This window comes from Nocardia speluncae NBRC 108251 (genome assembly GCF_001613245.1).
Taxonomy (GTDB): Bacteria; Actinomycetota; Actinomycetes; order Mycobacteriales; family Mycobacteriaceae; genus Nocardia; species Nocardia speluncae.
In genome coordinates, this window is sequence record NZ_BDBZ01000036.1 from 103,006 (window position 1) to 125,380 (window position 22,375).

24 protein-coding genes are annotated in these 22,375 nt (G+C 66.0%); 16 read left to right on the forward strand and 8 right to left on the reverse strand.

The genetic code is table 11. The features are described 5' to 3' along the window. The first annotated feature begins 2 nt into the window (after positions 1-2). The 6 genes from NS6_RS26960 to NS6_RS26985 all read left to right on the forward strand — a co-directional run bounded on the left by NS6_RS26960 (position 3) and on the right by NS6_RS26985 (position 4,906). The gene (locus NS6_RS26960) at positions 3-416 is read left to right on the forward strand and encodes an NADPH-dependent FMN reductase (RefSeq protein ID WP_084471451.1); all 414 of its coding nucleotides are present in this window, start codon (positions 3-5) and stop codon (positions 414-416) included. Then, a complete protein-coding gene (locus NS6_RS26965; RefSeq protein ID WP_068047325.1) occupies positions 413-1,303 on the forward strand; it encodes an alpha/beta fold hydrolase in 891 nt (296 codons plus the stop codon). The genes NS6_RS26960 and NS6_RS26965 overlap by 4 nt, the downstream gene beginning before the upstream one ends. A 51-nt stretch (positions 1,304-1,354) precedes the next feature. Further along, positions 1,355-2,182 carry an SDR family NAD(P)-dependent oxidoreductase gene (locus NS6_RS26970; RefSeq protein ID WP_068047326.1) on the forward strand — a complete coding sequence of 276 codons (828 nt, stop codon included), beginning with the start codon at positions 1,355-1,357 and terminating at the stop codon, positions 2,180-2,182. 43 nt (positions 2,183-2,225) lie between these two features. After that, the gene (locus tag NS6_RS26975) at positions 2,226-2,423 is read left to right on the forward strand and encodes a ferredoxin (protein ID WP_068047327.1); all 198 of its coding nucleotides are present in this window, start codon (positions 2,226-2,228) and stop codon (positions 2,421-2,423) included. A 68-nt stretch (positions 2,424-2,491) separates the two neighbouring features. After that, the gene (locus NS6_RS26980; protein WP_068047752.1) at positions 2,492-3,673 is read left to right on the forward strand and encodes a cytochrome P450; all 1,182 of its coding nucleotides are present in this window, start codon (positions 2,492-2,494) and stop codon (positions 3,671-3,673) included. A gap of 105 nt (positions 3,674-3,778) precedes the next feature. Next, on the forward strand, positions 3,779-4,906 hold the full coding sequence (locus NS6_RS26985; protein WP_157112981.1) for a cytochrome P450: 1,128 nt from the start codon (positions 3,779-3,781) through the stop codon (positions 4,904-4,906). An 83-nt stretch (positions 4,907-4,989) separates the two neighbouring features. On the opposite strand, the gene NS6_RS26990 is transcribed toward NS6_RS26985, so the two are convergent. Both NS6_RS26990 and NS6_RS26995 read right to left on the reverse strand, forming a co-directional pair. Beyond that, positions 4,990-5,367, reverse strand: a complete 378-nt coding sequence (locus NS6_RS26990) for a hypothetical protein (RefSeq protein WP_068047331.1) — start codon at positions 5,365-5,367, stop codon at positions 4,990-4,992. Beyond that, on the reverse strand, positions 5,364-5,831 hold the full coding sequence (locus NS6_RS26995) for a hypothetical protein (protein WP_157112966.1): 468 nt from the start codon (positions 5,829-5,831) through the stop codon (positions 5,364-5,366). Before NS6_RS26995 ends, NS6_RS26990 begins: the two co-directional genes overlap by 4 nt. A gap of 68 nt (positions 5,832-5,899) precedes the next feature. On the opposite strand from NS6_RS26995, the gene NS6_RS27000 reads away from it, so the two are divergent. Next, on the forward strand, positions 5,900-6,106 hold the full coding sequence (locus NS6_RS27000) for a zinc-ribbon domain-containing protein (RefSeq protein WP_068047333.1): 207 nt from the start codon (positions 5,900-5,902) through the stop codon (positions 6,104-6,106). A 93-nt stretch (positions 6,107-6,199) separates the two neighbouring features. On the opposite strand, the gene NS6_RS27005 is transcribed toward NS6_RS27000, so the two are convergent. Next, a complete protein-coding gene (locus tag NS6_RS27005; protein ID WP_068047336.1) occupies positions 6,200-6,778 on the reverse strand; it encodes a TetR/AcrR family transcriptional regulator in 579 nt (192 codons plus the stop codon). A 90-nt stretch (positions 6,779-6,868) separates the two neighbouring features. Between NS6_RS27005 and NS6_RS27010 the strand changes: the two genes are divergently transcribed. Beyond that, entirely contained in the window at positions 6,869-7,705 is an 837-nt protein-coding gene (locus tag NS6_RS27010; protein ID WP_068047339.1) for a class I SAM-dependent methyltransferase, read from the forward strand. A gap of 109 nt (positions 7,706-7,814) precedes the next feature. Here the strand turns inward: NS6_RS27010 and NS6_RS27015 are convergent, their stop codons facing one another. Next, positions 7,815-8,645, reverse strand: coding sequence for an SDR family oxidoreductase (locus NS6_RS27015; protein ID WP_068047342.1), 831 nt, complete (start codon positions 8,643-8,645; stop codon positions 7,815-7,817). A 75-nt stretch (positions 8,646-8,720) separates the two neighbouring features. Between NS6_RS27015 and NS6_RS27020 the strand changes: the two genes are divergently transcribed. From NS6_RS27020 to NS6_RS27035, 4 genes are all read left to right on the forward strand, one after another. After that, positions 8,721-10,298 (forward strand): methylmalonyl-CoA mutase family protein, encoded by a 1,578-nt coding sequence (locus NS6_RS27020; RefSeq protein WP_068047347.1) that lies wholly within the window; start codon positions 8,721-8,723, stop codon positions 10,296-10,298. Beyond that, positions 10,298-10,699, forward strand: coding sequence for a cobalamin B12-binding domain-containing protein (locus tag NS6_RS27025; protein WP_068047348.1), 402 nt, complete (start codon positions 10,298-10,300; stop codon positions 10,697-10,699). Before NS6_RS27020 ends, NS6_RS27025 begins: the two co-directional genes overlap by 1 nt. Before the next feature lie 88 nt (positions 10,700-10,787). Further along, entirely contained in the window at positions 10,788-11,744 is a 957-nt protein-coding gene (locus NS6_RS27030; RefSeq protein WP_068047757.1) for a TIGR03564 family F420-dependent LLM class oxidoreductase, read from the forward strand. 132 nt (positions 11,745-11,876) lie between these two features. Next, entirely contained in the window at positions 11,877-12,938 is a 1,062-nt protein-coding gene (locus NS6_RS27035; RefSeq protein WP_371859366.1) for a CaiB/BaiF CoA transferase family protein, read from the forward strand. A gap of 39 nt (positions 12,939-12,977) precedes the next feature. On the opposite strand, the gene NS6_RS27040 is transcribed toward NS6_RS27035, so the two are convergent. The 3 genes from NS6_RS27040 to NS6_RS27050 form a co-directional block, all read right to left on the reverse strand. Continuing rightward, positions 12,978-13,376 carry a type II toxin-antitoxin system VapC family toxin gene (locus NS6_RS27040; RefSeq protein WP_068047350.1) on the reverse strand — a complete coding sequence of 133 codons (399 nt, stop codon included), beginning with the start codon at positions 13,374-13,376 and terminating at the stop codon, positions 12,978-12,980. Continuing rightward, entirely contained in the window at positions 13,373-13,648 is a 276-nt protein-coding gene (locus NS6_RS27045) for a hypothetical protein (protein ID WP_068047354.1), read from the reverse strand. The genes NS6_RS27040 and NS6_RS27045 overlap by 4 nt, the downstream gene beginning before the upstream one ends. Positions 13,649-13,722: 74 nt before the next feature. Then, the gene (locus tag NS6_RS27050; protein ID WP_068047359.1) at positions 13,723-14,406 is read right to left on the reverse strand and encodes a TetR/AcrR family transcriptional regulator; all 684 of its coding nucleotides are present in this window, start codon (positions 14,404-14,406) and stop codon (positions 13,723-13,725) included. 89 nt (positions 14,407-14,495) lie between these two features. On the opposite strand from NS6_RS27050, the gene NS6_RS27055 reads away from it, so the two are divergent. Beyond that, on the forward strand, positions 14,496-16,001 hold the full coding sequence (locus NS6_RS27055) for an MFS transporter (protein ID WP_068047362.1): 1,506 nt from the start codon (positions 14,496-14,498) through the stop codon (positions 15,999-16,001). Between the two features lie 40 nt (positions 16,002-16,041). Here NS6_RS27055 and NS6_RS27060 read toward each other — a convergent pair whose 3' ends face one another. Next, positions 16,042-16,782 carry a FadR/GntR family transcriptional regulator gene (locus tag NS6_RS27060; RefSeq protein ID WP_068047365.1) on the reverse strand — a complete coding sequence of 247 codons (741 nt, stop codon included), beginning with the start codon at positions 16,780-16,782 and terminating at the stop codon, positions 16,042-16,044. A 312-nt stretch (positions 16,783-17,094) separates the two neighbouring features. Here NS6_RS27060 and NS6_RS27065 point away from each other — a divergent pair, with 312 nt between their 5' ends. From NS6_RS27065 to NS6_RS27075, 3 genes are all read left to right on the forward strand, one after another. After that, positions 17,095-19,176 carry a hydantoinase/oxoprolinase family protein gene (locus NS6_RS27065; protein WP_068047368.1) on the forward strand — a complete coding sequence of 694 codons (2,082 nt, stop codon included), beginning with the start codon at positions 17,095-17,097 and terminating at the stop codon, positions 19,174-19,176. Then, entirely contained in the window at positions 19,173-20,990 is a 1,818-nt protein-coding gene (locus NS6_RS27070; RefSeq protein WP_084471453.1) for a hydantoinase B/oxoprolinase family protein, read from the forward strand. The genes NS6_RS27065 and NS6_RS27070 overlap by 4 nt, the downstream gene beginning before the upstream one ends. Positions 20,991-21,061: 71 nt before the next feature. Beyond that, complete coding sequence (locus NS6_RS27075) at positions 21,062-22,255, forward strand: amidase (protein ID WP_245669523.1); 1,194 nt, start codon at positions 21,062-21,064, stop codon at positions 22,253-22,255. Positions 22,256-22,375: the final 120 nt, after the last annotated feature.

Here is a 22,375-nt window from a genome sequence, read left to right on the forward strand (position 1 = left end):
CTATGACCGTGGGAAGCACAATGATGGATCGCCCGGCATCCGAAACCGGTGCGCGCCCGTTCGTCGTCGGGCTCGGCGGCACGCTACGCGCCGACTCGTCGACGGAGCGGGTGCTGCGGCACTGCCTCGACGCCGTCGAGCAGCGCGGTGGCCGCACCGCATTGTTCAGCGGCGAACAGATCAATCTGCCGATGTACAACCCGCACGATCCGGCGCGCACCCCACAAGCCAAGGCACTGGTGGAGGCGTTACGCGCCGCCGACGCGGTGATCGTCGGTTCGCCCGGGGTCGCGATCAATTCGGCCGACAAGATCTGGGACGACACCGGCGCCCTGATCGACACCGGCGTGCAGGGGCAGCTCGATATGCTCGCCGCGCAGGTGCTCACGAGCGCCGAACCGATTGCCACGGCATGAGCGACTCGGGGCGCCCGGGGGCGGTGGCTGCCGGATATGAGCATCGTTCGATCGAAGTCGACGGTCTGCGTACCCACTTCCTCGAAGCGGGCGCGGGCGAGCCGGTGGTATTGCTGCACGGGGGCGAGTTCGGTGCGTGTGCCGAACTGGGCTGGGAACACGTCGTTCCCGCGCTCGCGCAGCGTTTCCGCGTACTCGCCCCCGATATGCTCGGATACGGCGAATCCGCGAAGGTCGTCGATTTCACCGACGGCCGCGGAATGCGGATCCGGCATCTCGCCCGTTTCTGCGCGGTACTCGGAATCGAATCCGCTTTCTTCGTGGGTAATTCGATGGGCGCAGTGAATCTGCTCGCCGATACCACCGCCGCGAATCCGCGGCTGCCGGTACGGGCCATGGTGACGATCTGCGGTGGCGGGCAGATCCAGGCGAACGAGCATATGCGCGCCCTTTACGATTTCGACGCCACCCTGCCCGCCATGCGTGCGATTGTCACCGCGCTGTTCGCCTCGCCCGCGTACCCCGCCGACGAGGACTATGTGCGGCGCCGATTCGATTCCGCGACCGAGCCCGGCGCTTGGGAGGCCATCGCGGCCGCCCGGTTCCGCCGTCCCGGCGCGCAGTCGCCGCCGGCACCGGGCGACCGGCCGTTCGAACGGATCCGGGTACCGACCCTTGTGCTCGAGGGGGGCGCAGACAAACTTCTGCCCCGCGGCTGGGCCGCCGAGGTCGCCGCCCGGATCCCGGATGCCGAATCCGCGGTGATCGCCGACGCCGGGCACTGCCCGCAGATCGAACGCCCGGACGCGGTGAACCCGCGCCTCCTGGATTTCCTGGATCGGCAGACGCGAACCGGAACGGCAGCGCAGTACGCACACAGCGGATGAGCCGGCGCCCGAGGAGGAGCAAGGGGCTCGTGACGAAAGGATATGCAGCGCATGGGTAACGAATTGGCGGGCAAGATCGCGGTGGTCACCGGGGGCGCGTCCGGGCTGGGCAGTGCCATGGTCGAACGGTTCGTTGCCGAAGGCGCCCGCGTGGTCGTCGGTGATATCGACGCCGAGAAGGGGCAGGCATTGGCCGCCCGCTGCGGTGCCGCTGCGCTGTTCCGCGTTATCGACGCCGGTGATCCCGGCCGGCTCGAGCAGCTCGTCGACCTTGCGGTCCAGGAGTTCGGCGGCCTGCACATCATGTGCAACAACGCCGGTATCTCCGGGAAGATGCACAAAAGCATCCTGGACGATGATTTCGCCGACTTCCAGCACGTGATGTCGGTGAATGTCCTCGGCGTCATGGCCGGTACCCGGCTGGCGGCCCGGCATATGGCGGACAACGGCGGCGGGTCGATCATCAATCTGTCGTCGGTGGGTGGCGTGCAGGCCGGCGGCGGGGTGATGACCTACCGTGCCTCCAAGGCCGCGGTCATCCACTTCACGAAATCCGCGGCGATCGAACTCGCCCGGTACGACGTGCGGGTGAACTGTATCGCCCCGGGGAATATCCCTACCGATCTGCTGGCGAAAGCGTCCGGCACCATGTCGCCGGAGAAAGCCGGGCGGCTGACCCGCGCTATGCGCGACATGATGAACCGCGACCGCCCACTGCCGCGCGAGGGCACGCCCGAGGATGTCGCCGAGGCCGCGGTCTACTTCGCCGGCGATCGGTCCCGCTATCTGACCGGCACGGTCCTGGCCGTGGACGGCGGCACCACCGCCGGCAAACCCGTGATGCGACGCAGTACCGACGCGGCCGACGGTAAACCCTGAGCGGCTCCAGCCCCGACCACCCGCACCCGAGAAAGAGGGCGTCATGAAAGTGACTGTCGAGCAAGGGAAATGCATTGCCGCCGGGCACTGCGTGATGGCGGCCGACGCGGTATTCGATCAGCGCGAGGACGACGGCGTCGTCGTCCTGCTGGACGAGAACCCCCCGGACGATCTCGCCGACGAGGTGCGCGAAGCCGCCGCCGTCTGCCCCGCCATGGCCATCCACGTCCACGAGGAGTGACATTGACGAACACGTCCGGGTCCGAGACCCACGCCGCGTCCGATACCGGAGCGATCCTGGAGTACCCGATGGAACGGGCCGCCGGTTGCCCGTTCGCGCCCCCGCCGGAAGTGCTCGGTCTGGTGACCGAACGTCCGCTGTCCCGCGTCCGGATCTGGGACGGCAGCACCCCGTGGCTGGTCACCGGTTACGCCGAACTCAAAGCGCTGATGTCGGACCCACGGATCAGCACCGACGATCACCAGCCCGGTTTCCCGCACTGGAACGAGGGCATGCTCGATATGGTGAATCACCGGGCCCGCTCGGTATTCAATACCGACGGCGAGGAACACAGCCGTTTCCGCCGGATGATGACCAAACCGTTCACGGTGAAACGGGTCGACGCACTGCGCCCGGCGATCCAGCAGATCACCGACGATCATATCGACGCCATCCTGGCCGGTCCGCAGCCCGCCGATCTGGTCGAAGCGCTCGCCTTGCCGGTGCCGTCGCTGGTGATCAGCGAAATGCTGGGCGTGCCCTATGAAGACCACGAGTTCTTCCAGCAGCATGCGACGACCGGAGTGTCCCGTTTTGCCACCGCAGAGGAATCGGCGAAGGGCCGAGTGGGGCTGGCCCGCTATCTGATCGATCTGATCAAATCGAAAATGGAGAACCCGGCCGAGGATATGGTCACCGAACTCGCCGAACGGGTCACCGCCGGTGAGATCTCCATGAAGGAAGCCGCGCAGATCGGCACCGGTGTGCTGATTGCCGGTCACGAGACCAGCGCGAATATGATCTCGCTCGGCACGCTCGCGCTCCTGGAGAACCCGGACCAGCTCGCCCTGCTGCGCGATACCGAGGACCCGAAGGTCGTCGCGAACGCGATCGAGGAACTGCTGCGGTATCTGAGCATCATCCAGAACGGGCAGCGCCGGGTCGCCCTCGACGATATCGAGATCGGCGGGCACACCATCAAGGCCGGCGAGGGCGTGATCATCGATCTCGCGCCCGCGAACTGGGACCCGAATCAATTCCCGGGCCCCGACACACTCGATCTGTCCCGTCCCGCCCGCCTGCATGTCGGTTTCGGTTTCGGCCCGCACCAGTGCGTGGGACAGCAGCTGGCTCGTGTGGAATTGCAGATCGTTTTCACAACCTTGTTGAAGCGGATCCCGGGCATGCGGCTCGCGATACCGCTCGATGAAGTCGAATTCAAACACGACAAACTGGCCTACGGACTGTACCGCTTGCCGGTGACGTGGTGATCCCGAACAACTGCGCCGAAAGGAGACTCAGCTGTGACGACCACCGTGCCCACTGATGTCTACTACGACCCTTACGATGTCGAGCTGAATGCCGACCCGTACCCCATGTTCAAGCGGATCCGCGAGGAAAAACCGCTGTACTACAACGAAACCCACGATTTCTACGCGCTGAGCCGGTTCGCCGACGTGAATGCCGCGTTGATCGACAAGGACACTTTCAGCTCGGCCCGCGGTGCGATCATCGAACTGATCAAGGCGAATATCGAAATACCGCCGGGCGTCCTCATTTTCGAAGACCCGCCGATCCACACCATGCACCGCAAACTGCTTTCGCGGATGTTCACCCCGCGCAAGATCTCCGCACTCGAGGCGAAGGTCCGCGAATTCTGCTGCCAGAGCCTGGATCCGCTGATCGGCACCGGAAAAATCGACTTCATCGCCGATCTGGGCGCCCAGATGCCCATGCGCACCATCGGTATGCTGCTCGGTATTCCGGAAGAGGATCAGGAAGCGGTCCGCGATTTCGCCAACGAGCAGATGCGCACCGAAGAAGGTAAACCGATGAAAGCCTCCACGGAGGGCATGGTCAGCGGTGAACTCTTCGAGAAGTATGTCGACTGGCGCACCGAAAACCCCTCCGACGACATCATCTCCGAACTGCTGAACGTCGAATTCGAAGACGAAACCGGCACCTTGCGCCACCTCACCCGCGACGAGATCCTCACCTACATCAATGTCGTCTCCGGCGCCGGTAACGAAACCACTACGCGGCTGATCGGCTGGGCCGGAAAAGTCCTCGCCGAACACCCCGACCAGCGCCGCGAACTGGTCCGGAACCCCGCTTTGATTCCGGCTGCCGTCGAAGAACTACTCCGCTTCGAGCCCCCGGCGCCGCATGTCGCGCGCTACGTCACCCGCGATATCGAATACCACGGGCAGACGGTTCCCGAAGGCAGTGCCATGATGCTGCTCGTCGGTGCAGCCAACCGCGACCACCGGCAATTTACCCCCGACGGCGATATTTTCGATATCCACCGCGAAAGCAAACCCCACCTCGCCTTCAGTGTCGGCACCCATTTCTGCATGGGTTCCGCTCTGGCGAGGTTGGAAGGCCGGGTCGCTCTGGAAGAAATCCTCGAGCGCTTCCCTGAATGGGATACGGATCTCACGAACGCCAAACTTTCTCCCACCTCGACGGTGCGTGGCTGGGAAAGCATGCCGGCATCGTTCTGACCGGACCGACATCGGGGCGGAGTGGACGACAGTTCCGTTTTCCGGTGGTCGTAACGCCGCCCGTATACGCCGGGCGGAGTTGGCTACCGTATGCGGCGGCCGCCGCCTTTGCCCCGATCGGTTATCCCCGGATGCCCGGTTTCGGCCTTCGTGACCCCCAACGTTCGTTGCTGGTCGTCGATCGCATACCAAATTCGTGCCCCGCTGGTGACTTCGTACTGCCACTGCTCCAGCTCGGTACCGCCGATCTTCACTGCGCTCAGAGTGGCCTTGAGTCGGTGCTGGCGGCCCGGGTTCTGAACACTGCGAGGTTCGGACGTAATGGCGACCCATGCTCGATCCAGCGCGTCGACCGCTTGGCGTTCCAGTTCGGACCATCCACGCGCGGACTCGGTGTTGTGTAGTAGTACCCGCCACGGTTTGGGGCGAGGAACGTCGTCGCCTCGCTTGTGACGGATCATGTACGTCCGTCCGGACGGTCGACCTCCACGAAGTCGGAGGCGTCGAACGGACCGCTCAGTTGCGCCACCAGTGCCGGGTCGGTGTAGACCTCGGCGGTGTGTTTCCAAGCGATCAGATCCCGCAGGAAAGGAAGATAATAGCCGGTATCTGCTCCGGCGAGCAGATCATCGAGAAGTTCTCCGATTGCTTCTGGCCGGTGCTCGGCCGGTAGCCAGCGTAGCCAAGGTAGCTCTTCGGCCAGAACGTCCTCGGCCAATTGGCGATTTGCTTTCGCCACCAGGCCGAGCGACCGTGCGGCAAGCTGCAGGGCGCCGTCCATGGCGCGATACCGTTCATCACGCATCAGGACGACGTTTTCGGCATCTCTGCGCTCCAAAAGCACATCGGCGTCCGCGAGTAGCGGGAAAACCGACGTCTGCTTCCGTATCAACTCGCTGAACGGCAGGCTCTTCATCGCGCTCATCAGTTCAGTGTAACACCGCGCTGAATTAGTTCAGTACTCCAGCGAGGGTTGATGCCGTTTACTCTGGGCTGGTGTTCTTCATCTTCGGTTTCGGAACCAAGCGGCAGAACCTCGGCTCCGGGCAGACCCGGACCTGCCCGCGCTGCCACAACACGACTCAGTGGCAGCGGGTGCGGGAGTTCAAGCAGTTCACGTTGTTCTTCATTCCGGTCGCCCGCTGGAAGCGGCATCAGCTGGAGGTCTGTGGTATTTGCGGCGCTGCGATCGAAGCGTGAAGAAAGCCGTCGGCGAGGGTCGTCCGTGGCCCTGTTCGAGTGCGGCGCACATGCGGGATCGGTATCGCCGGTGTGCCGGTAACCCGCACGGGATCAGAGTGTCGCAACGTGCTGTTCCAGTACGGCGCGAATCGTGGCGCGGTCGACCGAGCCGTGTGGGGTGACGGCGTCCAGGGATAGGCCCGAGATGAGGGCGGCCAGGTGGACGGCTTGATGTTCGGGGGCGGGGGTGCCGGTGGCGGCCAGGGCGCCGGCGAGGACCTGGCGTAGGTCCGCCGCCATCCGGCGGACGACCGGTTCGAATGCGGGCTCGAGGCGCGAGGCAGCGATGATCTCCATGAGGATGATTGCTTCGCGCTGTCGTTCGTCGTCCAAGGGGACCAATTCTTCGAGCACCCGCAGTAGGTGCCGTTTGGCCGCGTGGCGGTCCCCGGCCGGCGCGGTGGGGTGGCGGGTGAGGCGCCCGGCCATCCGGTCGCCGACCTCGGTGGCCACCGCGATGACCAGGGTTTCGTGGTCGGCGAAGTAGTGGCGTACCGAGCCGATGTTCAACTGGGCCTCGGCGGCCACCTTGCGGAAAGTCGCGGCGGAGGACCCGCCACCCACGATGAGGCGCAGGGCGGCGTCGACGATATGGCGTCGTCGCGCATCGGCATCTATCCGGATAGGCACGGTGCTCAGTCTAGGAAACTGTTGTCGGGATATATCACATGTGTGATATAAAATCGGCGCACCGAATCCCGCAGCCGAGGAGACCCGACCATGGACGAAACCGAAGCCATCGCCGCCAACCGGGCGAACTGGGACGAACGAGCCGATGTGCACCGCCGGTCGGAGATGTACGAAGTCGATGCCTTCCTGGCCGACCGTGATGCCGTCTCGTCGGTAGTGCGCAACGACCTTTCGGTGCTGTCTGCGCACCTGCCGGAAACCGGTATCCAGGGCAAATCGCTGCTACACCTGCAATGCCATATCGGCACGGACACGCTGTCCTGGGCCCGCCTCGGCGCGGTAGATGTGCACGGACTCGACCTCTCGCCCAATTCGCTGCGTCATGCCGACCGGATCGCGCGGGCCGACGGGCGCGAACTCACCTGGGTCGAGGGTGATGCGCGGTACGCGTCCGCGCTGATCGACCGGCAGTTCGATCTCATCGTCACGAGCGCCGGCACCATCGTATGGCTGCCCGACCTCGACGGCTGGGCGCGCTCGATCAACGACCTCCTCGCCCCCGGCGCGGTGTTCGTGATCCGCGACGACCACCCGATTCTCGGCGCGATGGACTTCGAACCGTGGCAGATCACCGACGACTACCTCGGCGGAACCGGCCCTCGGACCTACACCGATTCGGGTAGCTACACCGACAACTCGGCCGGGCAGATCACCCAGGCCACGGTGCACGAATGGCGCCACGATCTGGGCGAGATCATCGGTTCGCTGCTGAGTGCCGGCCTGCGGATCGAAGCGGTGCACGAGCTGCCGTACATGGATTGGCGCGCCTTCCCCGATCTCGTTTCATGTCCGCAGGGCTGGACGCTGCCCACCGCGGCGCCCAGGATTCCGCTGAACTTCGCCGTGGTGGCCCGGCGTCCCTCCTGAGGCGCGCTCGCTGGATAGCCTGTTTGCCCGGCTTTCGCGGTTGTGCGAGATCAGAGAGAATCGCGGCTCGCCGCGGACGCGTGCTCGGTGCGGTTGCCGACCGGAGGTCTCAGTCGAGGAACATATCGGGGATCGGATTCGCGCCGCCGCCGTATTCCGACAGGTCGGTGCGGCCCGACTCGAGGAGCGTCGTGGCATCGATATAGGTGTTCCCGGTGTTGAACTTGGCTTCGCGGGACAGGATTTCGGTGGCGGCGTCGCCCATGATCTGCGGGCTGCGGGAGGATTCCAGCAGGTTCGTGCCGTCGGGCAGGTTCGCGACCGCGGAGGTCGCGATATAGGTCTGGGGCCACAGGCAGTTCGCGGCGATCCCGGCGTCGGCGTATTCCGCGGCCCAGCCGAGTGTCAGTAACGTCATACCGTATTTCGACAGCGTGTAGGAGGGGTGGGCGCCCAGCCAGCGCGGGCTGGCGTTCAGCGGCGGCGCAATGGTGAGGACATGCGGATTCGGGGCTCGGCGCAGAGACGGTAGGCAGGCTCGGGTCAGTAGGAAGGTGCCACGCAGGTTGACCTGCTGCATCAGATCGAATTTCTTGGCCGAGAGTTTCTCGGTGGGGTCGGTGGCGATGGCGCTGGCGTTGTTCACGCAGTAGTCGATACGGCCGAAACGTTCCAGCGCGGTCTCCACGGCCCGTGCCACATCGGCTTCCTCTCGTACATCGCCCACGACGGCCGCGGCCTTTCCGCCGGCGGCCTCGATGTCGGCGACCGCGGTATGCACGGTGCCCGGCAGTCTCGGGTGAGTCTGTGCGGTCTTGGCCAGAATCACCACGTTCGCGCCCCGGCGTGCGGCGGACAGTGCGATGGCCAGTCCGATACCGCGGCTGGCGCCGGACACCACCAGGGTGCGGTCGGTGAAGTTCTGCTGCTCGGTCGACATATCACTCCTGGTCGATTACGCGTTCCCGCGAAGCGGTATTGGCATTCTCATTTTCTGCAAGTATCGTATTCAACGATGAACGATGCAGTCCATACCTCCTCGGGTATCCCGCTCGAACCGGTCTACGGGCCGGCCGACCGGCATACCGAACCACCCGCGCCCGGCGCGTTTCCGTTCACCCGGGGCAACTACGCCACCGGCTACCGGGGACGGCTGTGGACCTTCCGGCAATACTCGGGATTCGGCACAGCCGAAGAATCCAACCGGCGCTATCGCTATCTACTCGACCAGGGCGGTACCGGTCTGTCGGTCGCGCTGGACCTGCCCACGCAATGCGGCTACGACTCCGACGACCCCGAGGTCGGGGAGGAGGTCGGACGGGTCGGTGTCGCGGTCGACACCCTCGCCGACGCCGAGATCCTGTTCGACAGCATCCCGCTGGACAAGATCAGCACCAGCTTCACCATCAACGGCACGGCGGCGATCCTGCTCGCCTTCTATGTGGCGGCGGCGGAGAAGAAAGGCGTACCCCGGGAGAAGCTCACCGGCACCATCCAGAACGACATCCTCAAGGAGTACGCCTCCCGCGGCACCTGGATATGGCCACCGCAGCCCTCACTGCGGTTGATCGCCGACACCATCGAGTTCTGCGCCGCGGAGGTGCCGCGGTTCAACGCGATTTCGGTGGCAGGCGCGCATTTCCGCGATGCCGGCGCGACCGCGGTCCAGGAGATGGCCTTCACCCTCGCCGACGGCGTCACCTACTGCGATACCGTCGTCGAACGCGGGCGGATGAGTATCGAGAAGTTCGCCCCGCAGATCTCGTTCTTCTTCTACACCCACGGCGATTTCTTCGAAGAGGTCGCGAAGTATCGCGCCGGTCGCCGGCGCTGGGCGACCATCGTGCGCGAACGATACGGTGCCACCACGGATAAGGCGTCGATGTTCCGCTTCGGCTGTGTCGCCGGCGGCGCCTCCCTCTATGCCCCGCAGGCACAGAACAACCTGGTCCGCATCGCCTACGAGGCGATGGCGGCAGTACTCGGCGGGGTACAGTCGATGTTCACCGCCGCCTGGGATGAACCGTTCGCACTGCCCAGCGAGGAGTCCGCGACCATGGCGTTGCGCACCCAGCAGATCCTGGCCTACGAAACCGGTGTCACCCGGGTGGCCGACCCGCTGGGCGGTTCCTACTTCGTCGAGGCCCTCACGGACAAAACCGAGGAGGCGATCAAGGAGATCATGACCGACCTGGAGAACCGGGGTGGGATGGTCCGCGCGATCGAAGACGGGTATTTGCAGGGCCTGATCGCCGACGAAGCGTACAAACTGCACCAGGAGATCGAATCCGGCGCGAAACCTGTGGTGGGCGTGAACACCTTCGTCTCCGACGAACCGGCGCCGGAGATCTCCACCTACGAACTGGACGCCGAGGGTCGAGAAACCCAGCTGAAGCGGCTGGCCAAGGTGAAGGCTGAACGGGATTCCGCCGCGGTACGTGACGCTCTGGCCGCGTTGTCGCGGGCCGCCGAAGGAGACGACAATCTCATGCATCGCCTGATCGACTGTGCCAACGCCTACTGCACGGTCGGCGAGATGACCGCGGCCCTCAAATCGGTGTGGGGCGAATTCCAGCAGCCGGTGGTGTTCTGATGACGGCGCGGGTACTGGTCGCGAAACCCGGCCTGGACGGCCATGACCGGGGCGCGAAGATCGTCGCACGTTCGCTGCGTGACGCCGGATTCGAGGTGGTCTACACCGGGATCCGGCAGCGTATCGAGGACATCGTCTCGATCGCGGTGCAGGAAGACGTGGCCGTGGTGGGTTTGAGCATCCTGTCCGGCGCCCATGTGGCTCTGACGAAACGGGTGGTCGACGCCCTGCGTGCTGCCGACGCCGGGGATATCGCGGTGGTCGTCGGCGGCACCATCCCGCAGGGCGATATCGAGAAGTTGCAGGAGGCAGGTGCCGCCGCCGTCTTCCCGACCGGTACCCCACTGGAGGTCCTGGTCGCCGAAATGCGGAAACTCACCGGCACCACGGCCCCGTCCTGATCTCCCGGACGCCCGGCGTCCGGGTCCGGAGCTGCCGCCTCGACGGTGGGCGGTTCCTCTGATTTCGTTTGTGAGAGTGGAGGATTACGTGCGTATCGGTGTGATGATCGGACCGGAGCGCGGCGATACCGCGCGTAAGGCCGCCCGGATGGTCGACGACATCGAATGGGCCGAAGCGGCCGGAATGGATACCGCCTGGATTCCGCAGATACCCACGGATTTCGACGCGCTGGTGACAGTCGCGCTGCTCGGCGCCGTGACCGAGCGAATCGAACTCGGTACGGCGGTGGTGCCACTGCAGGCACAGCATCCCATCGCCCTGGCCCGGCAGGCGTTGTCCGCGCACGCCGTGGCCGGCGGCCGGCTCGCGCTCGGGGTGGGGCCTTCGCACCACTGGATCGTGCAGGACATGCTCGGTCTTCCCTACGAGAAGCCGGCCGCGTACTCCCGCGACTATCTCGAGGTGCTGAACCCGGCGTTGAACGGCCCGGGGACAGTGCGGGTCTCGAACGGCAGCTTCACCGTGAACAACCCGCTGGATCTCGGTCCGACCGCCCCGTTGCCGGTGCTGATCGCGGCGCTCGGCCCGGTGATGCTGCGGATCGCGGGCGAACACACCGACGGCACCATTCTGTGGATGGCCGATGAACGTGCCGTCGCCGACCACGTCGTTCCGCGGATCACCAAAGCCGCCGCCGATGCCGGTCGGGCCGCCCCGCGTATCGTCGCCGGGCTACCCATCTGCCTGTGTGCTTCCGGTGAGATCGACACCGCCCGCGAACGCGCCAACCGCATTCTGGGGGAAGCCGAGGTTTCCCCGAATTACCAGCGGCTCCTCGAAAAGGGGGAGGCCAAGGATATCGGTGATATCTGCCTCGCCGGCGACGAGGAAGCCATCGCCGCGGGTCTGCGACGCTATGCGGACGCCGGTGCGACCGATCTGTCCGTGCGCCTGCTGCCCATCGGCGACAACCGCGACGAACTGATCGCTTCCAAACGCCGCACCCGCGAAATGATCGCGCAGATCGCCCGGGACCTCCGATGATGCGCAACCTCCGCCTGCGCTGCGGCTGCCGTGGATCGCATGCGCCCGTTCCGAAGGAGCTTCGATGATGCGCAATCTCCCCCAGCGCCGCGACCCCCGCGGACCGTACGCACCTGCCCCGGAGGAGCTTCGATGGCAACGGGGCCGATGACCGGTGGGCCCTTGGCCGGGATCCGGGTGCTCGAAGTGGGCACCATGCTGGCCGGCCCCTACGCCACCATGATGCTGGCCGATCTCGGCGCCGAGGTCACCAAACTCGAACCCTCCGGCGGTGATATCTCCCGCAAGGTCGGCGACTCCTACTTCGCCAGCCTCAACCGCGGCAAACGCAGTATCTGCCTGGACCTGGCCTCGGCTGCGGGTCAACAGCAATTGGGGGAGTTGGCTGCCGAATCCCATGCGCTACTGGTGAACCTGAAGCCGTCGGCGATCCGCAAACTCGGACTCACCTATGACGCCCTCCGCCACCACAACGACCGCATCGTCTGCGTAGCCCTGACCGGTTTCGGGCTCGGCAACGGCGACGACCCCGCCTTCGACTACGTGGTCCAGGCCGCCACCGGCGTAGCCGCGCTCACCGGCGACCCGGCCGGCCCGCCCACCCTGCCCGGCTATTCCTCGGCCGACAACTCCACCGGCCTCACCGCCGCGCTCGGCCTGCTCGCCCAGATCGTCTCCGGGCAGGGCGGCCAGATCGACGTTTCCCTGCGCGATGTGATGCTTTCCCAGCTGAACTACCATGCCGCCGCATACCTCGACAACGGCGTCGAACCGCAACGCAGGCCGTACGGCGCGCATTCGTATTACGTTCCCGCCCAACTGTTCCCGACTGAAGAAGGTCATCTGGCGCTGTTCATCACCCACGACGGCTTCTGGCGATCGTTCGCGAAGGAAGCCGGGCTCACCGGTTTCGAAACGATGGCCGAACGAGCTGCCCATCGCGACGAAATCCTCGCTCTGGTCTCCACAGCCCTCGCCACCGACACCGCCGACTCCTGGGAATCGCGCCTTCGCCCCCTCGGCATCCCCGCCGCCGCCGTCCGCACCCTCCCGCAAGCTCTCGACGCCACTCCCGACGTGGTAGTCCGGGCCGGTGACCACCGTCTGGTGGCCTCGCCCATCCGAGTATCCGGCTGGACTCCCGACTATCGCCCGCCACCCCGCCTCGGCGAGCACGGCGGCTCCGCGGCATAGCGCCGCCCACGTCGGCGGTGTCGCTGTCGGGCCGGACGGTCAGATCTTCTTGGCGGCGATCCGAGGGTGAGCAGCGGTAAGTGTGCCGATATCGTCGGTATCGGAGGTCAGGATTGTGACGCGGCCGGGCTGATTCAGCGCAGTCGCGCAGAGCATGGCGTCGATCGCGTACTTGTGGCCGTGTAAGCCGGTCTCGCGCAACAGCAGAGTGGCGGATTGGGCAATGGCCGGGGTTACCGGCTCGACCCGCAGGCGTGACAGGGTCCATTTCAAGGCGGAGTGGTTGATTCTGGGGTGAACGACTTCGACCAGTACGGCAGCCGACGTGACGACAGGGATATCGGTATCACGGGCGGCGGTCAGCCATTCGTGGATCTCGCGACCGCGTTGCACGGCTTTGGCGAGGCCCTCGCTGTCGAGTACGAGCGCTCCGCTCACGCGGCACTCCCCGCCTGTGGCTCGTCGGCGCCGGTCAATTCGGCGCGCTTGGCGGCCACAGCTGCGGCATCGGCCGGGCCATTGTGTTCGTCGAAGGCGTCGATCAGTTCGTCGAGATTGTCGCGCTCTATCTGGCGCTGCGCTGCCTGCTCCAGATAAGCGGATACGCCGCGTTTGCCGACCCGCTCCCGGATCGCCTGCAATGTTCCGGCGGTCAGGCTGACAGAGATACCGCTGCTGGGCCCGTCGCCGGGGGGGAAACCAGTATCCATGACGCCAATTTAGCATTTCAAATGCTAATCAGGTGGAATTGAGGCCGAGCCGGTGCCGGAACGCGGCTGTGCGGTCATTCGGGGCCGAGGAAGGGGGTTCGCCCTGCGCGCAGGGCGAAGCCGTCGCACAGGGCGGTCAGGCCGAGGCGTAGCAGGTTCAGCTGGGCGAATTTGTCGCCGGTGCCGTGGAGGTCCGACAGTGCGGGCGGGGTCGGGTGGATCGGGTATCCGGCCAGCAGGGAACGTAGCCCGTTCTCTTCGGTTTCGTCGGCTCCCTTACGGGTCACCAGCGAGGAGCTGATGTGGGGGAGGGTGGCGCCGGAGATGTAGTTCCAGACTGCGAACGACATTTCGGTGGCCTCGTGGGTGGTGACCCCGAGTTCGCGGAAACCTTCGACGAGCCAGGCCAGACAGGCGAGGCTGCTGGGTCCGAAGCTGTAGCGGGGGGTGGCGAAGGCCAGGAGCACCCACGGATGTCGCTGGTACAGTTCCCAGTCGATATCGCCGGCGATCCTGACCCGGTCTCGCCAGGTCCAGTTCTTGCCCTCGACCGCCGGGTAGGGGTAGCGGCCTGCCACCTCGTCGGCCATGGCGGCGATCAGGACGTCCTTGTTCGCGATGTGCCGGTACAGCGACATCGCTCCTGCCCCCATCCGGTCGGCGATCCGCCGCATGGACAGTGCGTCGAGTCCATCGGTATCGGCAAGTGAGATGGCGGTATCGACGATGGCGGCTCGGGTGAGCTTCGGTTCGGTCATCGGATACCTGGCTTCGGTAGCGGGTCTGGCATGCGTACACTGTACCCCGGATTATGCGTACGCCGTACGCCCGGGAAAGGGGATCGTTGATGACGAACGTGGAGGCAGTGCACGCCGCGCCGGCGGCGGGCGGCTCGCGGCGGGCCTGGCTCGGTTTGGCCGTCCTGGTACTGCCGGTACTGCTGGTGTCGATGGATATGTCCGTGCTTTTCCTGACCCTGCCGACACTGACCGTCGACCTGGACCCATCGGCCGCCGAACAGCTGTGGATCCTCGATATCTACGGGTTCCTCATCGCCGGTCTGCTCATCACCATGGGCAACCTGGGCGACCGGATCGGCCGGCGGCGCATCCTGCTCGCGGGTGCCGTCGTATTCGGGATCGCCTCGGTGCTGGCGGCGTTCGCGCCGAGTGCCGGGGTACTGATCGCGGCGCGGGCCCTCATGGGTATCGGCGGGGCGACCCTGTTGCCGTCCAGCCTGTCGCTGATCACCACTCTTTTCCCGGATGCCCGGCAGCGTGCCACCGCGATCGGTGTCTGGACGGCGTTCTTCGCGGGCGGTTCGGCCGTCGGCCCGATCATCGGCGGGGTGCTGTTGCATCACTTCTGGTGGGGGTCGGTATTCCTGATCAACGTTCCGGTGCTGCTTGTGCTGCTGGTATTCGGGTGGACGCTGTTGCCCGAACATCGATCCATTGCCCTGGGGCCGCTGGACCTGCCGAGCGTGGCACTGTCCATCGGCGGCATTCTGCCGGTCGTATACGCGGTCAAACATGCCGCCGAGTACGGCATCGACGCGGTGACGGTGGTATCGGCGCTTGTCGGCGGCGCGCTGCTGACCTTCTTCGTGCGCCGGCAGCGGCGGATCGGTGAGCCGTTGCTGGATCTGCGGTTGTTCGGGAACGGTCCGTTCTCGGTTGCGATCGGGTCCAGCCTGGCCGGGATGATGTCGCTGGCGGGGTTGAGCTATCTGTCCAGCATCTACCTGCAGTCGGTCACCGGCCGTGACCCGCTCGCGGCCGCCCTGCTCGGCATCCCGATGGCGGTCACGGTCTTCGTGTTCTCGATGACGGGGTCGCGGGTGGCGCAGTGGCTCGGTGTCCGGGGCGCGTTCGCGTCCGCGCTCGTGGCGGCTGCGATCGGCAACCTGATGCTGCTCGGTATCGGCGTGGACGGTGGAGTCGGCTGGTACGTGGCGGGGTCGGCGCTCGCCGGTGCCGGCTACGGGATCGTGTTCACGCTGGTGTCGGAAGTGGCCGTTTCGTCGGTGCCGCCGGAGCGGGCCGGCTCCGCGGTGGGTATCTCGGAAACCAGTTTCGAACTCGGCAACGCCCTCGGGCTGGCATTGCTGGGATCGCTGGCGGCGGTGATCTTCCGGTCCGGCGGTGATTTCGCCCCGACCATCGGCGAGACCGTCCACTTAGCGCAGGACGACCCGGCGTTGGTGCATGCGGCGCGCGAATCGTTCGTCGGCGGAATGCACGTGGCGACCACGGTGGGCGCGGCTGTACTGCTGGTAATGGCGGTGGTCGTGCTGGTCGGCCTTCCGCGCCGGTCCCGCTCCGCCGGGCACGTATCTGCCGAGCACGTATAACCGGCAGTTCCAGCAGATATTCGAGGTTCGTCCGGTGCCGTTATTCGGTTCGGAGGCGATCCATCTGCCGGTAGGAATCACCCAGGTGATCGAGGTGTCTGCGCATGAGATCGATGGCGGCCATCGAATCGCCCGCGGTCACGACTTCCAGGAGTGCGCGATGATCGTGATCGACACACCGCCAGAAGCCGCCGGGTGCGTCGTCGCGCCCGAACCTGGTGGACAGCACCCGGAACACCGGCGCGGTGATCAGCTCCAGCATCGGGTTGCCGGTCGCGCGGAGCAGGACGAGATGGAACTGCTGATTCTGGGCGAAGGTCGCCGGACCCTGCACGCCGTCGGGATCGAAAATCGCCGCACGCAGTTCGGTGAGGTGCTCCTCGGTGCGCCGGAACGCGGCGATGCCCGCCGCCGGCACCTCCATGAGGTTGCGGACCTCCATCAGCTGGTCCACGGTGACGGCTTCGGCGGCGGCCATCAGTGCGACCCCGGTTTCGAGGCTCGCGCTGATATGGCCGACGCTCGGGGCGGCCACGAAACTACCGCCGGTGACCCCGCGGGTGGTGGTGATCAGGTTCTGGCTCGCGAGTGAGCGCAGCGCTTCGCGGATCGTGCTGCGTCCAACGCCGAACTCTGCGGTGAGTTCGGCGTCGCTGGGCAGGCGGGCGCCTTGCGGGAGTTCTCCCGAGAGGATGCGGCTGCGGAGCTGCTCGGCCAGGACCGCGTATGCGGGTGTGGATCTGGTGGCCGCCACGCCTGTCGTCGATTCGCTCACCGGCATCGGCCCTTCTGCTTCGATCGGTTGGAGACGCGCCCGAGCTTAGCGTCCGCGCCCGGCCCTGCAGTGCTGCCACTGTCGACCCGGCTGTTGGAAAACATCCGCTAATTAAGCCATCGATTGCGGGTGGTTCGTGGCCGTTCTCGAGTGTTACCTCAAATTTACTCCGAAAACATCTGAGGTATTGCATTCTCTGGCTCGCTGACGCACGATGGCTCCCAACACCTCGCGCGGTGGTCCCCGCCTTCGCGGACGGCATCCCCAGTCGGCCGTCCCGATCCGCTCCCTCGTGGGCGCCGGAAGAATGGAATCTTGATGAAAAGAATCGGAGTCGACGTCGGCGGCACGTTCACCGACCTCGTGCTGTGGGACGACGACGGCACGGCGGTGGTCCACAAGACTCCGTCGACCAACCACGATCCGTCGATCGGCACCATGGACGGCATCGCGGTGCTCGCCGAACGCGCCGGGATCGACCCCGCCGAAATAGCAATGTTCTTCCACGGCACCACGGTCGCGACCAATATCGTGCTCGAACACAACGGCTGTGACGTCGGCATGATCACCACCGAGGGTTTCCGCGATCTGCTGCATATCGCCAGGAAGAAGCGACCGCTCAACTACTCCAACTACCAGGACCTGCCGTGGCAGAAGTGGCAGCTGGTACCGCGCCGCAACCGCCGGGTCGTGGCCGAACGTATCGACGCGGCGGGTAACGTGCTCGTCCCGCTGGATGAGGACGCGGTGCGCGCGCAGGTCCGGCTGCTGCGCGAACGCGGTGTCGACGCCATCGCCGTCGCGTTCTTGCACTCCTACCGGAACCCGGCGCACGAGATCCAGGTCAAGGAGATCATCGGCCAGGAATACCCGGAGGTATTCGTTTCGCTGTCCAGCGAAGTCGCTCCGCAGTACCGCGAGTACGAGCGGTTCTCCACGGCGGCGCTGAACGCCTTCATCGGCCCCAAGACCTCCGGTTATATCGAGAACCTCGCCGCGAAGGCTGCCGCGGCACAGGTCGGCGACGATGTCCATCTGATGACCTCCGCCGGCGGCCTGATCACCTCGCGTAGTGCGAGCGAGACGCCGGTGTCCCTGCTGACCAGTGGTGTCGTGGCCGGGCTGCTCGGCGGCTGCGCCATCGGCAAGGCCTCGGGCTTCCCGAGTGTGATCACCCTTGACGTGGGGGGCACCTCTGCCGATATCGGCGTGGCACCCGACGGCGCGCTGCGGATGAAACATCTGCTCGATACCCGCATCGGTGACTACCACGCGATGGTGCCGATGGCCGAGGTGGACACCATCGGCGCCGGCGGCGGCTCGATTGCGGTGGTCGACGAGGGCGGGATGTTCCGGGTCGGGCCGCGCAGCGCCGGGGCCGTACCGGGCCCGGCCTGCTACGCCCGCGGCGGCGTCGAACCGACCTCCACCGACGCGATGGTGACGATGGGCTGGCTGCGTGAAGACAGCTTCCTGTCCGGAACGATGGAGGTCCGGCCGGAACTGGCCCGTACCGCCATCCAGACCAATATCGCCGATAAGCTCGGCACCTCACTCGACGCGGCCGCGATGGGTATCTTCAAGATCCTCGCTCATTCGATGACAGAGGCGATCAGCCTGCACTCGGTGCGTAAGGGCTACGATCCGCGCGAGTTCTCGCTGATCGCCGAAGGCGGCGCCGGCCCGTTGTTCGCCTGGCAGATCGCCGATCAGCTCGGTATCCCGCGGGTGATCGTGCCCGGCCATCCCGGCATCACCTCCGCGGTCGGGCTGCTCACCACCGATATCCGGTACGAGGTGCCCACCACGGTGTGGACCTCCTCCGCCGATCCCGATATGCCCCTGCTCACCGAGCAGATGGCGCGGTTGTCGCGCGAGGCGGTGGGCCGGCTCGAAGCCGACGGCGTCGCCGCCCAGAACATCACGCTCGAACGCAGCGTGGACTGCCGCTACGTCGGCCAGGGCTACGAACTGCGGGTGCCCGCGCCGGACGGTGCTATCGACGATGTCTGGGTGAAAACCGTCGCCGACGAGTTCCACCGCGTCCACGGCCGGACCTACTCCCAGCGCTTCGACGACAAACCGGTGCAGCTGGTCAATATCCGCGTCACCGGTGTCGGCGCCGTACCGCATGTGCGGATCGCCGAGATCGAGAAAGGTACCGCCGACGCCTCCGCCGCGATCAAGACCACCACACAGGCACTGTTCTGGCGAGACGATACGGCCGAACCCGAATGGGCCGACACCCCCGTATACGACCGGGCCCTGCTGCTCGCGGGTAACACGTTCGTCGGTCCCGCGATCGTCGAACAGTTCGACTCCACCACCATCATCGGCATGGGCCAGCACGCCACAGTCGATGCTGTCGGCCACATCATCATCGAGAGGAAATCCGCATGAGCAAGGTGCTGATGCCCACGACCGGAGTATCCCTCGCGGGCGAATCCGCCCGGACCTGGAACGATGTCGAGGTCGACCCGATCACCCTGCGGGTCATCGGCGGCGCCCTGCAGTCGATGGCCAAGGAGATGGCGCAGGTCCTCTACCGCATGGCGTATTCGAGCCTGATCCGCGAATCCGAGGATCTGGGCGCGGGAATCTTCGATGTCAACGGCCGCGAATTGTGTGAATCGGATTCGACGCCGATGCACTGCGGCTCGATTCCGGCCTATATCCGCGGTGTCAACCGCCGGTTGGCGGGCACCTACCGGCCCGGCGATGTCGTCCTGCACAACCACCCGTACCACGGCGCCGCGCATTCACCCGACTACGGCGTGATCATCCCGATCTTCTGGGAGGGCGAGCACATCGGTTTCGCCGGCTGCACCGGGCACGTCTCCGATGTCGGCGGCAACTTCCCCGGTTTGTGCATGGATGTCGTGGATGTCTGGGCCGAAGGCAAGCTCATGGACTCGATGAAGATCTACGACGCCGGTGTCCGCAACGATTACCTGATCCAGCACATCCTCGACAACGTCCGCACGCCGGAACAGAACCGCGGCGACCTCGAGGCGTTGATCGCGTGCTCGCGGATCGGGGAGAAACGGTTCCTCGAACTGCTCGGCAAGTACGGCCTGGACACCGTGATGAGCGCCGCGGAACGGTGGATGGACTATTCGGAGAACATGCTGCGCAGCCGGATCCGGGAGATCCCGGACGGTAGCTACGAGGCGCCCATCGGCTACCTCGACGACGACGGCAAGAATCGTGGCGTTCCACTGAAAGTTGCCGTCCGGGTGCAGGTGGAGGGTGAGGACATCCTCATCGACCTCACCGGGTCCAACGATCAGGTGCCCACGGCCTTCAATGTCCCGTTCGAAGGGTCGGTGCTGCCGGTGGCGGTATCGGCGATCCGCACCATCCTGCTCGACGAGGATGTGGTGGAGGATTTCGTTCCGCAGAACGACGGCTGTTTCCGTCCGGTGAAGGCCTATGCCCCCGAGGGCACTATCTTCAACCCCGACTTCCCGGCCTCGTGTTTTGCGCGGTTCTCCCAAGTGAACCGGGTGTTCGATTCGATCAACCTGGCGTTGGCGCCGGTGCTTCCCGATCACGCGGTGGCGGGCTCGTCGGCGGCGCTGTGCGCGATCGCCTACTCCGGCCTGGCCGCCGACGGCGAATCCTATTGGGTCTACATCGAGATCAACGAGGGGTCTTACGGCGGCCGCAACGGCAAGGACGGTATGGATGCCGTCGACGCGTTGATGGCCAACACCCGCAACAACCCCATCGAAGAACTCGAACTCAACCACGCCATGCGGGCACTTCGCTACGAGCTGCGCGATGAACCGCCGGCACCCGGCCAGTGGCGCGGCGGTATCGGCAGCGTGCGGAAATGGCTGATGGAAACCGACACCTTCCTCGGTTCCGAGGCCGACAACCGGTCCGATCCGCCCGCGGGCGCACTCGGCGGCCGCGACGGTGTCGCCGGTTCGTTCACCCGCAACGCCGGTACCGATCGGGAGGAACTGCTGTTCTCGAAGGTTACGCAGGAAACCATCCGGACCGGTGAGACGCTCGAGATCAAACTGCCCTCCGGCGGCGGGTTCGGCGATCCGTTCGCCCGCGACCCGTTCCAGGTTCTCAGCGATGTCTGGGACGAGTACCTCACCGCCGACGATGCCCGCCGCGATTACGGGGTCGTCGTGAACACCGCCGATTGGACCGTGGACGAGACGGCGACCGCCGCGCTGCGCGCCGGGAGCAGGTCCTGAATGAGACCGGGGGCCGGGCCGCGGACAACCGCGGCCCGGCCCCGCGGGCAGGTGTGGATACGTTCGGCAGCGTGATCACCTGGATCGATCCGCCGGCGCGCGGCGCGAACGATGGTCCGCTGCACGGGCTGCGGATCGGGGTCAAGGACAATATCGACGTTGCGGGTGTGGCCTGCACGTGCGCGTCGGCGTTCTTCGCCGACCGGGTGGCCGGCGAACACGCGGAGGTCGTCCGCAGGCTGCTCGCCGCGGGCGCCCAGGTGACCGCGAAACTGAATATGGCCGAGTTCGCGGTCGGCGTGACCTCCCAGAACTCCGCGGCCGGGCCGACCCGCAATCCGTGGGACCCGGCCCGCGTCCCCGGCGGTTCGAGCGGCGGCTCCGGTGCGGCGGTCGCCGCCGGTCTGGTGGATGCCTCGCTCGGCACCGATACCGGCGGTTCGATCCGCTTACCTGCCTCGGCCTGCGGGATCACCGGCCTGCGCCCAACCGTGGGGTCGGTGTCCAACGCCGGTGTCTACCCGGTCAGTGACCTGTTCGACACCGTCGGTCCCATGGCCCGCGCGGTCACCGATATCGCACGTATTCACGCGGTACTCCGTGGCGAAACTCCGGCGCCTGCACCCGCTGCCCGGCGGATCGGTGTGCCCGGGGTTTTCCTCACCGAGGATGTCGACCCGGCCGTCGCCGCCGCCGTGCGCACCGCCGCGGGCGTGTTCGACATGCTCGGCTACGAGGTGGTCCCGATCGATATCCCCGGCGCCGGCACCGCCCAGGACGTCGTCTATACGCTGGTCTACTCCGACCTCGCCGAACGGCACCGCGACCGCATCCGGTGCGCATCCGAACTGTTCCAGCCCGCGACTCTCGAACGTGTGTCGCTGGGGCTGCGGATCGGGGCCTCCGAACGCGCCGCGGCGTTGGTCCGGCGCGACGAATTCCGGCAGGCGCTCACGGCGGTGTTCGACCGGGTGGACGCCGTGCTCACCCCGGCGATGCCCATCGATGTGCCGCTGCTCGAGGGCGGGGCCGATGTGATCGCCCAGTCGCGCCGGATGGGGCAGTTCAGCTACCCGTGGTCGCTGCACGAAGGCCCCACGCTCGCCTTCCCCGTCGGTTTCCATCCTGCTTCGGGTATGCCGATCGGTGCGCAACTCACGGCGGCGGCGCACCATGAGTCGACGCTGTTCGACATCGGCGCGAAGTACCAGGGTGTGACGGGATGGCACGCCGTCCGGCCGCACGTACGAACTCCGAACCAGTGAATCGAGTTGATCACGGTCTATCCCGCAGAACACGGCACCGCCACCTCGTCATAGGGGATCACAGCCGCTGTAATTCGCCGCGGCGGAACCGAAGTTCACGTTCCAACGCGGCGCAAGGGA